Source organism: Rhodococcus sp. 15-649-2-2 (assembly GCF_002258645.1).
GTDB lineage: Bacteria > Actinomycetota > Actinomycetes > Mycobacteriales > Mycobacteriaceae > Rhodococcoides.
In genome coordinates this window covers 1-15,106 of the sequence record NZ_NPFM01000035.1, presented here as the reverse complement: position 1 = coordinate 15,106, position 15,106 = coordinate 1, and the positions used below count along the sequence as shown (strand labels likewise).

Genomic DNA, 15,106 nt, shown 5'->3' with positions numbered 1-15,106 from the left:
GATGGAGACAGGTCGATGGAGACAAGTCGATAGAGACAAGGGTGCGCGCGTGGCCGAGGCAATCGACGAGTACTTCCTGAAGCAGGTTCGCTTCGCCCGGCCCGCTGAGTCGGTCGTCGCGGATCCGGATCGACTGCTTCGGTACTTCGACGCGCAGCTCGCCAGCAGGCATCTCGACTTCGCGGCCCGTTGGTTGCAGTCCGAGGGCTTCGGTTACTACACCATCGGATCGTCGGGGCACGAAGCCAACGCAGCCGTCGGGGCAGCGACCGAGGTCACCGACCCGGCGCTGCTGCACTACCGCTCCGGTGGTTTCCATGCCGCACGCGCACAACAGCATTCGGACTCGAACCCGATCCGGGACGTACTGGCGAGTCTGGTCGCCTCGACTCGAGATCCCATGTCCGGCGGCCGCCACAAGGTGTTCGGGCATCCGGCTCTGGGCATCGTCCCGCAGACGTCGACCATCGGGTCCCAGGTTCCGCGGGCGGTCGGTCTGGCGTTCGCGCTCGGTCGGGCGAAGGCGATGCGTCATCGAACCCCGTGGCCCGAGAACGCCGTTGTGGTGTGCAGCTTCGGCGACGCCTCGGCCAACCATTCGACGACGGTGGGTGCGCTCAACTCGGCTGCTTACTGTGCGCATCAGTCCGTTCCGATGCCGATCCTGTTCGTCTGCGAGGACAACGGAATCGGGATCAGTACCCGATCGCCGCGGGGGTGGATCGCGCAGTCGCTCAGCCGATTACCGTCGATCGAGTACGTGCGGGCCGACGGCAACGATCCGATCGCACTGATGCGCACCGTCGACGCCGCCGTCGCTACAGTGCGCAATCGGCGGCGTCCGGTAGTGCTCCACCTCGAGACGGTGCGGCTGATGGGTCACGCCGGATCGGATGCCGAACTCGCCTACCGCTCCAGCGCAGACATTGTCGGTGACTACGAGCGAGATCCGTTGCTGGCCGGCGCTCGCGCGTTGGTCGACGCCGGGATCCTGACTGCCGCCGACGTCGAAGGCCGATACCAGGCGATGCGCGAGACCGTCATGGGCGAGGCCGAGGCGACGGTCGACTCGCTGCGCTCCGGGGAATCGTCGCGCCTCGCTACCGCAGAGGCGGTGATGGCTCCGCTCACCGACAGGCGACCGACCGCCGTGGCTACTACCGAGAGCAGTCTGCGAGGCGCTCACAACGAAGGTCGGCTCACGCTGGCCGCGATGATCAACCGAACTCTCACCGACATCATGACGACGCGACCGGACGTGCTCGTGTTCGGCGAGGACGTGGCCGTCAAAGGCGGCGTCTACGGCGTCACGAAGGGCTTGCGTAAAAAGTTCGGCGCAGCGCGAGTTTTCGACACTCTGCTCGACGAGCAAACTGTGCTCGGCACCGCCCTGGGTGCTGCGCTCGCTGGATTCGTCCCGATACCCGAGATTCAGTATCTGGCGTACCTGCACAATGCCGAGGATCAGCTGCGTGGTGAGGCCGCGTCGCTGAAGTTTTTCTCCGACGCCCAGTACACCAACGGGATGGTGGTACGCATCGCTGGTTTGGCGTATCAACGCGGTTTCGGCGGACACTTTCACAACGACAATGCGGTCGCTGTTCTGCGCGATATTCCGGGCATCGTGGTTGCGGTTCCGAGTTCGGCGGCCGAGGCCGCCGGTCTCTTGAGAACCTGCGTGGCACTGGCCGCGGAGGAGGGGCGAGTGTGCGTGTTTCTGGAGCCCATTGCGCTCTATCACCGCACCGATCTGCTCGACGGCGACGGTGCACTGCGCTGTGCCGACAATTCAACGGGCGATTTCGGCACCGTCGCAAGCCATCTCGACGGAGATGATCTGGTGATCGTCACGTTCGGTAACGGAGTGGTGATGAGTCGACGCGCCGCGTCTCGGTTGAGCGAACGCGGGATCGCGGTGACGGTCGTGGACCTACGTTGGATAGTTCCCCTGCCGGCCGAGGATCTGTTGTACCGGCTGGCACGCTTCGATCGAGTGCTGATCGCCGACGAGACCCGGCACGACGGGGGAGTGGGTGAGGGCGTCGTGACCGCTCTCGTCGAGGGCGGCTACGGCGGTGCCATCGCGCGAGTCTCCAGCGCGAATTCGTTCGTCCCCCTCGGCGGCGCGGCCGATCTCGTCCTCCTGTCGGAAGACGAGATCGTCGACGCGGCCGTGCGGATGATGGACGCCGGGTGACCTAGTGAACCGGTTGTGCGGGGGCGAGCGCCTCGCTGTCGGTTCGTGCCGGTGCCCGGATGAAGAACGACGCCGCCACTGCGACCAACGACACGGCCCCGCCGTAGAGGAAGGCTGTGTGTATTCCGGCCTCCGAGCCGCCCACAGCAGTTGCGCCGTCGGCGATTCTGGCTGCTGCGGTGTTGGACATCACGGTGACGAACAGTGCGGTACCGGCAGCACCGGCCAACTGCTGGACCGTGCTGAAGATGGCACTACCGTGCGAGTACAGCTGGGTGGGAAGCGATCCCAGCGACGAGGTCATGAGCGGCGTCATGATGAGTGCCAGGCCCGCCGAGAGCAACATGTGGATACCGATCACGAGCGGCAGTGCAGTCTGCGCGTCCAGCACGGTCATCGACCACAGCGCGCCGCTCACCACCACGGCACCGGGAATGACCAACGGACGCGGCCCGATTCGGTCGAAGATGCGTCCGACGAACGGGGCGAGCAGACCCATCAAGAGTCCGCCGGGAAGCAACATCAGTCCGGTGTCGAGAGTGTCGAGTCCGCGGACGTTCTGTAGGTACATCGGTAGCAGGATCAGTGCGCCGAACAGGGCCATCATCGAGATCGCGATCATGCCGAGTCCGATACTGAAGGTGGGAGTGCGGAACGGACGCATGTCCAGCAGAGCGCCGCCGCGATCCTGACGCGAGATCTGCCGGATAACGAACACCACGAGGGCGACGGTGCCGACGATCAGCGGCAGCCATACCGGCACCACGGACTCCTCGGCCGAGTGGCCCAGGCTGCTCAGGCCGTAGACGATGCCGCCGAAAGCCAACGCGGACAACACGACCGACACAGGATCGAACGACGGCCGACTGGTCTCGGTCACGTTCTTCACCAGAGTTGTGCCGATGGCGAACGCGATGAGTGCGATCGGAAGGACGAGCCAGAACATCCATCGCCAGTCCAGCGAATCGAGGATGATCCCCGAGATCGTCGGACCGATCGCGGGTGCCACAGCGATGACGATGGAGATCACGCCCATCATCGCGCCGCGCTTGTGCGCTGGAACCACGGTCAGCACCGTGGTCATCAACAGCGGCAACATGATCGCCGTGCCGCTGGCCTGGGTGATGCGCCCGAGCAGGAGCATCTCGAAGCCCGGGGCAGAAGCTGCGAGCAGCGTGCCGACGGAGAACAGAGTCATCGCCGCCACGAATACCTGACGCAGTGTGAAGCGCTGGAACAGGAATCCGGTGATGGGGATGACCACCGCCATCGTGAGCAGAAATCCGGTGGTGAGCCACTGTGCGGTGGTCGCCGTGATGCTCAGGTCGACCATCAGGGTAGGCAGCGCCACGCTCATGATCGTCTCGTTGAGGATCATGACGAACGCCGCGATGACAAGAATGCCGATCAACAGTGTGCTGCCCGGCGCGAGTCGGCCGTCGGGTTTGTGGTCGATGTCAGATGTGGTCATGTGGCGAGAACTTTCGGGTATCGGTGCAACGTGTGGAGCAATTCTTGTGTGTAGACAGCTTGAATCATCATGACAGTGACTGTCAACTTGGATCTTGCTGGTATGTTGACAGCCAGACGTCAGAGGAGTGACCGATGGATGGAGGACGATGAGCGATCGAGTACCGGATCTGCGAGAGCGACGTCGTCGGGAAACCCTCCTCGACATCACCCGTGCTGCGCTCGATCTGTTCGAGACGCAGGGCTGCGCCGCCACGACGGTCGACCAGATCGCACGTCGGGCCGGAGTATCGCCCAGCACGTTCTTTCGTAGCTTCGCATCCAAGGAAGAATCGGTTCTCGGGCTCGCCCCGGAGTTCGAGCTCGATATCGACGCCTGGCTGGCATCGACGGCCCCCGCGGACATCACCCTCGCTGCTATCGAAGCACTGTACGAGCGATCCGTCGAACGATTATCCGCTGCACCGTACGAGGCGCGAGATCGTCTCCTGCGTACCCGGCGGTTGATCGGTCGCGACGACCATCTGCGGGCCGCCGCCTTCGCGGCCGACGCGATGACGCTGTGTCGCGTCACCGATTCGGTGGCCGCCAAGCTGGGTGGTCACGAATCACGCTCATACGCACGGTTGTTGGTCGAGGGGGCCGGGATGGCCATGCGGATCGCCTTCGACGACTGGGCTGAGCGCATCGACGCCGGGCAGGACGCCGACCTGGTGGACATCTACCGAACTACGCAGCGCGATCTACGACGCGTGGTCGCCGGGTGACTGCACACGTCGTGCGCGGAACTTGGTAGCAGGGGTCGAGTTTTCGTGCACGTGGCGCGAAGCGCCTCTCACCTGAAGCGGCTGGGCGACAGGTCCGCTTCGTCGAGCCCGCGCTCGGTCACATCGACCGGAAGTGGTTGCCGCCCTACCAGAGCCGCGCCGACCCGGGCCAGTGCTGCGCACGTCTGGATTCCGTACCCACCCTGACCGGCGCACCAGAAGAAACCCTCGATATTCGGATCGAATCCGACGACCGGAGTTCGGTCGGGCACGAAGCTGCGCAAACCGGCCCAGGACGACCGCACGTGCCGCGCCGTCAACGTGGTCGCCTCGGCAATGTCGTCGAACGCTCGGGCGATCTCCAACTCGTCCGGGCGGGCATCACTCGGCTCGGTGGGCGTCTCGTCCGCAGGCGAGCACAGTAGTTGTGTGCCTTCGGGTTTGATGTAGAACTTCTCGTCGATGTCGCTCAATGTCACCAGGTGCGCGGTATCGAGGTCGTCGGGTGCGGCCACCATGAACACCGAGCGACGCATGGGCACGAGTCCGATGGGCTCGGCTCCCGCCATTGCCCCGAGAACATCCGCCCATGCGCCCGCGGCGTCGACGACGAGTGGAGCAGTGTGTGTCGACCCATCGGTGGTGTGCGCGTGCCACAGTCCGTCGATGCGCCTCAGTGACCTCACCCCGGTCCCGGTGTGGACACGCCCGCCCCGCGCACGGAGCCCTCGCACGTAGCCCTGATGCAGGGCGTGCACGTCGACTTCCATCGAATGCGGCTCGTACAGAGCGCAATCGATCAATTCGGGGCGCAGCGGCGGAAAGAATGTGCGCGCGTCGGCAGGCGAAACCAGTTGTGCGTCGGGCGTCAAGCGGCTGACGTCGGCGTACATCGCTTCGAGCGCGTCGCCTCGTCCGGTGGACGCGAACTGGAGCAGGGGGCGCGGGGCGAGCAGTTCTGATCGAAAGTGCTCCGGCGGGTTCTCGAGGAAGTCACGGCTGGCCGTCGTCAGAGCACGAATCGTGTTGTTGCCGTACGTTTCCAGAAACAGAGCGGCCGAGCGTCCGGTGGTGTGGAAGGCCAGGGTCTTCTCGCGTTCGAGCAGGGTGACTCGGTGATCGCTTGCGAGTTCGTAGCCGAGCGAGACACCCCCGATTCCGCCGCCGACAACTATGACATCGGTGGTAGCCGTGTCGCGAGCAGACGTGCTCATCGAGTTCTCCCGTTCTTCGGCTCGGTGATTTTCGGCTGAGCGGTCCACTGAGCGCCGGGGCCGACCGCCTCGTCGAAAATCAGCCAGGTTCGGGTCGACAGTATCCCGTCCAGCCCCTGCAACTTGTCCAGCACCAGATGCCGCAGCGCCGATGTGTCAGGAGCACGGACCAGAACGAGCGCATCGAAATCACCGCCCATCAAGCTGACGTGCTCGACGAACGGATAGGTACTCAGGTCGTCGGCGACGGCACGCCACGAATCCTGCCGAATGGACAGAGCGACATAGGCGGATGCGCCGACTCCGGCCTTCTCGTAGGCGATGCGTGCGGTGAACCCCTCGATGACGCCCTCGTCGAGGAGGCGGTCGACGCGTACGTAGGCGTGTGCCCGGGAGATGTGGGTTGCCTCGGCCAATGCGCGCATGGACATTCGGCCGTCACGGCTCAGCTCGGTGACGATGCGTCGATCCACGTCGTCGAGCTCGTACTCGGTCTGTGCCATCCGTCCACTCCAGGTCGTTCACGAGAGGTCTGTATGGACAGACTGTCACATCAGTCGCACTTGGGGGCCATACATCTACATCTGGGCCCCTGATTTGAAAGCTGGTCCACTGGCCCGCACTCTGTGTAGAACAGAAAGGCCGAGACGAACACGTGCAGAAGGGGTACCGCATGACCACGACGGACACGCTCGACCACGTCACGACCTCGGTCGCACGGCGCGTTCGCGAGGGGTACGAAGCAGATTTCGTCGAATGGACCGATCAGGGTATCGATCTCGTCCGAACTTTCCCCGGCTTTCTCGGTGGCGGCTGGCTGCGCAGTTCCGGCGGATCCAACGACTACCACGTGGTGTACCGGTTCGAGACCCACGACAACCTCGACGCGTGGCTGCACTCGGATTCTCGACGCCGCTGGCTCAGCAGCGGCAGGCCCATCGCCGACGACGTTGCAACACATCGTCTTTCCGGCGTGGAGGGATGGTTCGAGCCGCAGTCCAACCTGACCGACGCTGTTCGAGTGATCGGCGGCCCGCCACCCCGGTGGAAGCAGGCGATCTCGATCGGTGTGGCGTTCTATGCCGTCAGCTTGCTGGTCAACATCGTTCTCACACCACATTTGACGGGGTTGAACGTCGCCCTGCGAACGGCGGTCGTGGTGATGATGTGCACGCCGTTGATGGTTTACGTGGTGATGCCGTTCGTCACCTCCCGGCTGCGGAAGTGGCTCGTACCCCGCATCTGAGCCCGGCCTCGCTTCTGTACAACCTCGCTTCTATACAGTCGGGATCATGCCCGACGCCCGTGTGCACAACCAGTTCGCTCTCGACGGGGCCTGGAACTTTCGAGACCTCGGCGGTGTTCGCACTGTCGACGGCTCGAGGATTCGGCCCGGAAAGTTCTATCGCGCATCGGAATTGAGTGCTCTCACCGAGCGTGGTCAACGCGCCGTGGTCGATCTCGGGATACGCACGGTGTTCGATTTTCGCAGTGACTCCGAGATTGCACGAAGTGGTGTCGACAGAGTTCCGGACGGCGTGCAGTCGATCTCGGTGCCGTTCCACAACGACATCGGTGAGCGCGCTCCGCACGAGGTACCGACCCACGCAGAACAGAGTCAGGTCGACTACCTGCTACGCGCGTACGCGTCGTTTCCGGTGCTGGATGGGGCGGCGCACGCGATCAAGCAGGTGGCGGAGGCTGTTGCAGCCGGACGAGGCGGAGTTCTGGTGCACTGCGCCGCGGGTAAGGATCGGGCGGGGTGGACCGTCGCGACTGTGCTGCGTGCCGCCGGAGTGAGCGAGGACGAGATCCTCGCCGACTACCTCGCCAGCAATGCTGCAGTGGAGCCGCTGCTCGCCCATGTGCGCCGGATATGGGGAGGTACCGATGACGTCGAAGAGCCCGGGGAGGCGTTGTTGGGAGTCCGCGCGTCCTATCTGGAGCGCGGAATGCAGGCTGTGACGTCGAATCACGGGTCGTTCGAGGCGTACCTGAGTCACTTGGGTATCGATGAACATCTGCGCGGACGGCTCGTGGCCGAATTGGTTCAGGACTGAGCGGTAGCCTCTGCGTCATGCGAATCGGACAGACGGCCCCGGATTTCGAGCTCCCCGATCATTCGGGTGAATCCCGTGCGCTCTCCGAGCTGACGGCATCGGGCCCGGTGGTGCTGTTCTTCTATCCTGCGGCCAACAGCCCCATTTGCACCGCCGAGGCCTGCCATTTCCGGGACCTCGGAACAGAATTCAGCAGATTCGGCGCGCAGCGAGTAGGGATCAGCACCGACACCCGTGACAAGAATCAGCATTTCGCTCTGCAGAGGTCCTTCGACTTTCCACTGCTGTCCGATTCCGACGGCGCGGTGGCCGAACAATTCGGAGTGCGGCGAGGTGGGTGGTTCACCCGGCGGCGTAGGCTTCGTGAGCTCGAACGCGGGCGGGCGCATGCGGCCAACCGTGGGTACCTGCGGCAGCTACTGTCCGTGAAGCGGACGACATTCGTGATAGATCGGCACCGAGTGGTGCGGATGGTGGTGCAGAGCGAACGCGGTCACGTGCACGCGACCAAGGCCTTGGAATACCTGCGTTATCTGTCTTGACGCCGAAGTGCGCCGCTATTCGTTCGCGCCGCTGAACAGGGCGGTGTAAACGGCAGGCTTGGAAGCCTCGGCATGCGCATCGGTCGACGCGTCGTCGGGATGGCTGAAGAGTGCCTCGTTCTTGTCCTTGTGTTCCATTCCCCGAGCATGCCCCTAGTCGACCGCAATAGCCACTCGCCGCGCGGAACGCATGCGTGTGACGGGTGGGATACTGCTCGGGTGCCTGATGAAACTCTGTTCGACACCTTGCGTCGCGAGCCCGACGCCGAGGCACCCAACCTCCATGCCGTCGACGCCGCGGACCGTCTGGTACTCGACACCGTCGACGAGCGTCCGGGAGTCGAGAGAACTGCACCGATCGCGGTGATCGGCGATCGGTACGGTGCCCTCACCCTCGGTGCCGCGGCGCTGGGCTTCACGAATGTGCGGGTTCATCAGGACGCCGTCACCGGCGTGCGGGCGCTCGAACTGAACGCTGCGCGGGTTGGCATGAGCGATTCGTACACCCAGCACAGGCTCGGTGCCGAGCTGTTCGACGGCGTCGGCACGGTACTGATGCAGTTGCCGCGAGGTCTGGCCGAGCTCACCGAGATCGCCGAGCACATCGCAGCGCACGCAACCGCGGACGTCGTGGTGTTGGCAGGTGGGCGAGACAAGCACATGACCCCTGCCATGAACGACGTGCTACGACGGTCCTTCGCGACGGTCACGGCCGGCCGCGGCCGACAGAAAGCCCGAGTGCTCACCGCGACCGGGGCGGTGGCGTCGGCCATGACGTATCCGGTGAGCAAACGTCTCGCGGATATCGACATGACGGTCGTGGCCCATGGCGCTGTGTTCGCCGGCGCAGGCCTGGACATCGGGACACGGTTCCTGCTCGAGTTCGTGCCGAAGATGGTGCCGCGTGCTCGCACGGCCGTCGATTTAGGTTGTGGCACCGGCATTCTCGCAGCAGAGCTGGCGCGAACCAGGCCGGATCTGGAGGTGATCGCCACCGATCGTTCGGCTGCAGCGATCGCGTCGGCAGCGGCGACGGCGGAGGCGAACGGGACGAGTGTCGCGGTGATCGCCGACGATGCGATGTCGACCTTCGAATCGGAGTCGGTCGATCTGGTGGTCTGCAATCCGCCGTTTCACGAGGGTTCTGCCGTGCATACGGGCGGAGCGAGCAAACTGTTCGCTGCCGCCGGTCGGGTGCTGCGGCCCGGCGGTCAACTGTGGACTGTGTTCAACACTCACCTGAACTATCGACGCGAACTGGCCGACGCCGTGGGTCCCACCGACCTCATGGGGCGCAACGGCAAGTTCACCGTTGCTCGCTCGGTGCGGCCGAGCGAGCAACGGTGAGTGTCAGGTGACCGGGCCGCCGTCTTCGGGGGAGCCGTCGATCTGGCCGCGGTTGCGCCCGCGGTCCTCGACGAGGGTTCCTTCGACGATTTCCGCCTGACGCTGGCCTTCGGCGTAGTCGATATCGGGATCCTCGTCGGATTCCTCGACGACGTGGTCGACCAGTTCCTCGGTCAACTCGTCGTCGGGGGTCTCGGTGATCGGGCGGTCGAGCTCCTCCTCGACCGCGATGTCGGGTTCTTCCTCGCTGAGCTTGAGGTCCAGGCTCTCGCCCTCGGCGGCCTCACGGGCTGTGGTGCCGAAGCTGTTGGCCTCGCTCCAGTGGTCCGGGGGATCGACCACGGTGTCGCCGTCGTCGTTGCGCACCTCGTCGGAGTCGACGCTTTCGCTGGGGTCCAAAGTCTGGTCGGGTCCGTCTTCGATTGCCATTTCCTCATAGTGCCCGTTTCGATTCGGTGTCACACACGCGGTCGTGTCCGCGTTTGGAGGGCGTACCCGGTAGAGTCCGTTTTGTCCGTCGTAGAAGTTCTCCGTTCGGGAACTTTTGTCCGGATATCAGACGTTCTACTGGTGACCGGCGGGGAGATCCCCGGTGGGGATCAGAACTTACGAAGGGAAGAGACACGGTGCGCACCTCCAGCAACCCGGTGTTCCGCAACCTGCCCAAGCAGCAGGGCGGCGGCTACGCCACATTCGGATCTGCGACGGCTGGAGCCTCGCAGGCCGCAACCTTCGGCCAGCATCCCGGAACGCAGGCCGATCCATACACCACGCAGCCCGCTCAGCGGGCCATGACGATCGATGACGTCGTCACCAAGACGGGCATCACCCTCGGTGTGCTGAGCGTGACGGCGATCATCTCGTACCTGCTCGTCTCCAACAACACCGACTTGGCCATCCCGTTCGTGATCGGCGGTGGCTTGATCGGCTTCGGTTTGGTCATGTTCGCGACCTTCGGTCGCAAGATGGACAACAAGGCCATCGTCCTCGCCTACGCCGCCGCAGAAGGCGTGTTCCTCGGCGCACTGTCGCTGATGTTCACCGGTGTCGAGTTCGGTGGGGTCGGCGGATCCGCCCTCATCGGTCAGGCAGTGCTCGGCACGTTCGGCGTGTTCTTCGGCATGCTGATCGTCTACAAGACCGGCGCCATCCGCGTCACCCCGCGCCTGACCCGCATGGTCGTCGGTGCCCTGATCGGTGTCGTCGTGCTGATGCTCGGCAACCTGGTTGCCAGCTTCTTCATGGAAGACGGCTTCGGACTCCGCTCGGGCGGACCGCTGGCCATCATCTTCAGCCTCGTCTGCATCGGTATCGCCGCGTTCAGCTTCCTGCTCGACTTCGACCAGGCCGATCAGCTGATCCGTGCACAGGCACCGGAGAAGGCAGCCTGGGGAGTCGCCCTCGGACTGACGATCACGTTGGTCTGGCTGTACGTCGAGATCCTGCGTCTGCTGAGCTACTTCCAGAACGACTAGTACTCACGCGAAAAGCCCCGCCACTCCTTTCGGAGGGCGGGGCTTTTCGTTGTGGTGTCTCGGATCAGCTGAGACGTTCCAGCACCATGGCCATACCCATGCCGCCGCCGACGCACATGGTCTCGACGCCGAACGTCTTGTCGTGGGTGGTCAGGTTGTTCAGCAAGGTGGTGGTGATGCGGGCACCGGTCATACCGAACGGGTGGCCGATCGCGATGGCACCACCGGAGACGTTGAGCTTGTCCTCTTCGATGCCGAGGTCGCGTGCAGAGCCGAGGACCTGGACCGCGAAGGCCTCGTTGATCTCGAACAGGTCGATGTCGGAGATGGACATCCCCGCAATTTTCAGCGCCTTACGGGTGGCCTCGATGGGGCCGAGGCCCATGATCTCGGGGGACGTGCCGGTGACTCCGGTGGAGACGATGCGAGCCAATGGCGTCAGACCCAGTTCCTTGGCCTTGGTGTCGCTCATGATGACGAGTGCTGCTGCGCCGTCGTTGAGCGGGCACGCGTTGCCCGCGGTGATGGTGCCGTTCGGACGGAAGACCGGCTTGAGCTGGCTGATCTTCGCGTAGGTGGTGCCGGCGCGAGGGCCGTCGTCGGTGTTGACGACGGTGCCGTCGGGCAGGGTCACCGGGGTGATCTCCCGCTCGAAGAAGCCGGCGTTGATGGCCTCTTCTGCGCGGTTCTGGCTGCGGACGCCCCAGTGGTCCTGATCCTCGCGGGTGATGCCGGTGAGCAGCGCGACGTTCTCGGCCGTCTGGCCCATCGCGATGTACGCGTCGGGGAGCTCGCCGTTCTCACGGGGATCGGTCCAGCTGTCCGCGCCCTCTTCCTGTGCCTTCTTGGTGCGGGCTTCGGCGTCGGCGAAGATCGGGTTGTGGCTCGCGGGCAGCGAGTCGGAGCTGCCATGGACGAAGCTGGACACGCTCTCGACACCGGCGGAGATGAACACGTCACCCTCGCCTGCCTTGATCGCGTGCAGCGCCATCCGGGTGGTCTGCAGCGAGGACGAACAGTAGCGCGTGATCGTCGTTCCTGGCAGGGAGTCGTAACCGAGCTGCACTGCGACGATACGAGCGAGGTTGTTGCCCTGCATGCCGCCGGGCAGACCGCAGCCCAGGAGGAGATCGTCGATGTCCTTGGGGTCGAGCGAGGGCACCTTGGCCAGCGCAGCGGCGACCATCTGAGCGGTGAGGTCGTCGGGACGAATGTCCTTGAGCGACCCCTTCATCGCCCTGCCGATCGGTGAGCGCGCGGTGGCGACGATGACTGCCTCTGGCATGAGATCTCCTTCGAATCGATACTGCTTACCTGCTCTGTTACCGCCGAGTAGGCGATGTCTCCTGACCGAACTTACAACCCCGCCCGACCGCCGCCGCCACGACGTACGAGATCCTCCGACGCAGTGCTGATCTCGGCGTCGAGCTCAGCGGTTCTCCTGCGCAGGAAGCGGTCGAGTGCGGCCGTGGCGCGGGGGATGGGCTTGCGTGATTCGACGGCTGCGGACACGGTCGGCAGTTCGGGCAGTGGGCCGCCGTGCCACACGCCCAGCGCGGACGCGAGTACCGGCAGAATTTGCTGGGCGGCGAGTTCGTAGCCCGCGGCCGACGGGTGAAAGCGATCCGCCGAGAACATGGTGTCGGGGGCCGCGAGAAACTCGGGGGACAGTAGATCCGCCAGAGCCACCGGATGTCCGCCCGCGCTGAGCGTTCGGGCCGTCTGGGCATGGGCCAGCCGCCGACCCCAATTGCGTACGACGGTGCGCAGCGGCTGCGGAATGGCAGTCACGACACCGAGATCGGGGCACGTCCCCACAGCGACCACACAGCCCTTGGCCGTCAATCGCTCGACCGCGTCGCCCAGTCTGGCTGCCGATGCGGGAATGGAGAACTTCTTGGTGACGTCGTTCGCGCCGACGAAGATGACCGCCGCATCGGGCGGCGGACCGGCGACGAACATCGCATCGACCTGGCCTTCGAGTCCCTTCGAGGTGGCACCGGCAATTGCTTTGGTGCTCAAGCGAATTCGCTGACCTGTCTCCTCGGCCAGGCCGCGGGCGAGCAGAACGCCCGGGACTTCGTCGGCAACGACGCAGCCCACGCCCGCGGCCGTGGAGTCGCCGAAGATCATCAGATGAATATCTGCTGAACTTCCCAATCGCCACCGTTCGGGGGCCGCGCAGCCCGCTGTGTAGACGCCGTCGGCCTCCGGTGGCTTGGCGGTGGTACGCCCGATGACGCCGCGGGCCGCAGCGGCCTGTCCCATGAGATGTCGGTAGGCGGCCCAGGACGCAGTCCCTGCTCCAGAGCCCGCAAGTACTGTCGCGGCGCTCGCTTTCGCAGCGGTGCGCCATCCGCTCGCCGTCACAGATCGATCCCTCTCGTCGCGCCGTCGACACCATCGTAGGCGGGCGTCGACGGCAGTGGCCGAGAGTCGAATACCTGCATCTGGGAAGATGGTGCAATGCGCATCGCTCAGCACATCACCGAACTCATCGGCAACACCCCGTTGGTGAAGTTGTCCACCGTCATCGGCGACGGTGCAGGCACGGTCGCGGCCAAGATCGAGTACCTCAACCCGGGTGGTTCGTCCAAGGACCGCATCGCCGTGAAGATGATCGACGCGGCCGAGGCGTCCGGCGAACTGAAGCCCGGCGGCACCATCGTCGAACCCACGTCCGGCAACACCGGCGTCGGTCTCGCGCTCGTCGCACAGCAGCGCGGTTACAAGTGTGTGTTCGTGTGCCCAGACAAGGTCGGCGAGGACAAGCGCAACGTGCTGCGCGCCTACGGAGCCGAGGTCGTGGTCTGCCCGACGGCCGTCGCACCCGAGGACCCCAACAGCTACTACAGCGTCTCCGATCGACTCGTTCGCGAGATCGAGGGAGCCTGGAAGCCCAACCAGTACTCCAACCCGGCCGGACCGGCCAGCCACTACGAGACCACCGGCCCCGAGATCTGGGCCGACACCGACGGAAAGATCACGCACTTCGTCGCAGGCGTCGGCACCGGCGGCACCATCTCCGGTACCGGCAAGTACCTCAAGGAGGTCTCCGGCGGCAAGGTCAAGGTCATCGGCGTCGATCCCGAGGGCTCGGTCTACTCCGGAGGCACGGGACGCCCGTACCTCGTCGAAGGTGTCGGTGAGGATTTCTGGCCGACGGCCTACGACCCGTCCATCCCGGACGAGATCATCGCCGTCTCCGACAACGACTCGTTCGACATGACGCGTCGCCTCGCCCGTGAGGAAGGCCTGTTGGTCGGCGGTTCGTGCGGCATGGCTGCCGTTGCCGCGATCCAGGTTGCCGAGCGCGAAGGTCCCGACGCGTTGGTCGTCGTGCTGCTGCCCGACGGCGGACGCGGCTACCTGGCAAAGATCTTCAACGACTCGTGGATGTCGTCGTACGGATTCCTGCGTTCGCGTCTGGACGGCACAACCGAGGAGACCTCCGTCGGCGCAGTGCTGCGCGGAAAGTCCGGTGCGCTGCCGGATCTGGTGCACACTCACCCGTCCGAGACCGTGCGTGACGCCATCGAGATCCTGCGCGAGTACGGCGTTTCCCAGATGCCGGTGGTCGGAGCCGAGCCACCCGTCATGGCAGGCGAGGTTGCCGGCAGCGTCACCGAGCGGGATCTGCTCAGTGCCGTGTTCGAGGGTCGCGCAGCGTTGGCCGACCCCGTCGCCAAGCACATGAGCGAGCCGTTCCCGCTGATCGGTGCCGGCGAAACCGTCTCCGACGCCACCAAGGCCCTCGGCGAATCCGATGCGCTGATGGTCGTCGAAGAAGGCAAGCCAGTCGGCGTCATCACTCGCCACGACCTGCTCGGATTCCTCAGCAAGGGAGCCTAGGCATGTGAGTGGAACCTCGTAGCCTGCTACGAGACAGGAGTGGAGCCTGCGGAACGACCCGCAGGCTCCACACTCACATGCGGCGCAGCCGCTCTCATATGGAGGTCGGCCTGTCAACGACGGCATGGTGAAGCGGTGGCACGCACCGTCGTGTGTGCCACCGCTTCCTGTTGCCGGGATGG

15 protein-coding genes are annotated in these 15,106 nt (G+C 64.8%); 8 read left to right on the top strand and 7 right to left on the bottom strand.

The genetic code is table 11. The annotated features are described in order from the left end of the window. Window position 1: 1 nt before the first annotated feature. Window positions 2–2,197, top strand: a complete 2,196-nt coding sequence (locus CH305_RS26665) for a thiamine pyrophosphate-dependent enzyme (protein WP_094705595.1) — start codon at window positions 2–4, stop codon at window positions 2,195–2,197. 1 nt (window position 2,198) lies between these two features. Here CH305_RS26665 and CH305_RS26660 read toward each other — a convergent pair whose 3' ends face one another. After that, window positions 2,199–3,668, bottom strand: a complete 1,470-nt coding sequence (locus CH305_RS26660; RefSeq protein ID WP_094705593.1) for an MDR family MFS transporter — start codon at window positions 3,666–3,668, stop codon at window positions 2,199–2,201. 148 nt (window positions 3,669–3,816) lie between these two features. Between CH305_RS26660 and CH305_RS26655 the strand changes: the two genes are divergently transcribed. Then, window positions 3,817–4,434, top strand: a complete 618-nt coding sequence (locus CH305_RS26655) for a TetR/AcrR family transcriptional regulator (RefSeq protein WP_094705591.1) — start codon at window positions 3,817–3,819, stop codon at window positions 4,432–4,434. A 68-nt stretch (window positions 4,435–4,502) separates the two neighbouring features. Here the strand turns inward: CH305_RS26655 and CH305_RS26650 are convergent, their stop codons facing one another. Together CH305_RS26650 and CH305_RS26645 are read right to left on the bottom strand one after the other, a co-directional pair. After that, window positions 4,503–5,648 (bottom strand): FAD-binding oxidoreductase, encoded by a 1,146-nt coding sequence (locus tag CH305_RS26650; protein WP_094705589.1) that lies wholly within the window; start codon window positions 5,646–5,648, stop codon window positions 4,503–4,505. Then, a complete protein-coding gene (locus CH305_RS26645) occupies window positions 5,645–6,151 on the bottom strand; it encodes an Lrp/AsnC family transcriptional regulator (RefSeq protein ID WP_094705587.1) in 507 nt (168 codons plus the stop codon). The genes CH305_RS26650 and CH305_RS26645 overlap by 4 nt, the downstream gene beginning before the upstream one ends. 170 nt (window positions 6,152–6,321) lie before the next feature. On the opposite strand from CH305_RS26645, the gene CH305_RS26640 reads away from it, so the two are divergent. Genes CH305_RS26640 through CH305_RS26630 form a run of 3 tightly spaced genes read left to right on the top strand, consistent with a single transcriptional unit; the run spans window position 6,322 to window position 8,250 of the window. Continuing rightward, on the top strand, window positions 6,322–6,894 hold the full coding sequence (locus tag CH305_RS26640; RefSeq protein ID WP_094705585.1) for an antibiotic biosynthesis monooxygenase: 573 nt from the start codon (window positions 6,322–6,324) through the stop codon (window positions 6,892–6,894). A gap of 46 nt (window positions 6,895–6,940) precedes the next feature. Then, the gene (locus CH305_RS26635) at window positions 6,941–7,708 is read left to right on the top strand and encodes a tyrosine-protein phosphatase (protein ID WP_094705583.1); all 768 of its coding nucleotides are present in this window, start codon (window positions 6,941–6,943) and stop codon (window positions 7,706–7,708) included. Window positions 7,709–7,725: 17 nt separating this feature from the next. Beyond that, complete coding sequence (locus CH305_RS26630; protein ID WP_032404779.1) at window positions 7,726–8,250, top strand: peroxiredoxin; 525 nt, start codon at window positions 7,726–7,728, stop codon at window positions 8,248–8,250. A gap of 15 nt (window positions 8,251–8,265) precedes the next feature. Here CH305_RS26630 and CH305_RS29575 read toward each other — a convergent pair whose 3' ends face one another. Continuing rightward, complete coding sequence (locus CH305_RS29575) at window positions 8,266–8,388, bottom strand: hypothetical protein (RefSeq protein ID WP_254925592.1); 123 nt, start codon at window positions 8,386–8,388, stop codon at window positions 8,266–8,268. Between the two features lie 81 nt (window positions 8,389–8,469). Between CH305_RS29575 and CH305_RS26625 the strand changes: the two genes are divergently transcribed. Further along, the gene (locus tag CH305_RS26625) at window positions 8,470–9,597 is read left to right on the top strand and encodes a methyltransferase (protein ID WP_094705581.1); all 1,128 of its coding nucleotides are present in this window, start codon (window positions 8,470–8,472) and stop codon (window positions 9,595–9,597) included. Between the two features lie 3 nt (window positions 9,598–9,600). Here CH305_RS26625 and CH305_RS26620 read toward each other — a convergent pair whose 3' ends face one another. Then, window positions 9,601–10,026: a hypothetical protein gene (locus tag CH305_RS26620; protein WP_032376583.1), complete on the bottom strand. Its 426-nt coding sequence runs from the start codon at window positions 10,024–10,026 to the stop codon at window positions 9,601–9,603. A gap of 197 nt (window positions 10,027–10,223) precedes the next feature. Here CH305_RS26620 and CH305_RS26615 point away from each other — a divergent pair, with 197 nt between their 5' ends. After that, complete coding sequence (locus CH305_RS26615) at window positions 10,224–11,072, top strand: Bax inhibitor-1/YccA family protein (RefSeq protein ID WP_032404782.1); 849 nt, start codon at window positions 10,224–10,226, stop codon at window positions 11,070–11,072. A gap of 64 nt (window positions 11,073–11,136) precedes the next feature. Here CH305_RS26615 and CH305_RS26610 read toward each other — a convergent pair whose 3' ends face one another. Both CH305_RS26610 and CH305_RS26605 read right to left on the bottom strand, forming a co-directional pair. Beyond that, window positions 11,137–12,357: an acetyl-CoA C-acetyltransferase gene (locus CH305_RS26610; RefSeq protein WP_094705579.1), complete on the bottom strand. Its 1,221-nt coding sequence runs from the start codon at window positions 12,355–12,357 to the stop codon at window positions 11,137–11,139. A 71-nt stretch (window positions 12,358–12,428) separates the two neighbouring features. After that, window positions 12,429–13,442, bottom strand: coding sequence for an SGNH/GDSL hydrolase family protein (locus CH305_RS26605; RefSeq protein ID WP_094608122.1), 1,014 nt, complete (start codon window positions 13,440–13,442; stop codon window positions 12,429–12,431). 96 nt (window positions 13,443–13,538) lie between these two features. Here CH305_RS26605 and CH305_RS26600 point away from each other — a divergent pair, with 96 nt between their 5' ends. After that, a complete protein-coding gene (locus tag CH305_RS26600) occupies window positions 13,539–14,924 on the top strand; it encodes a cystathionine beta-synthase (RefSeq protein ID WP_037149541.1) in 1,386 nt (461 codons plus the stop codon). Window positions 14,925–15,106: the final 182 nt, after the last annotated feature.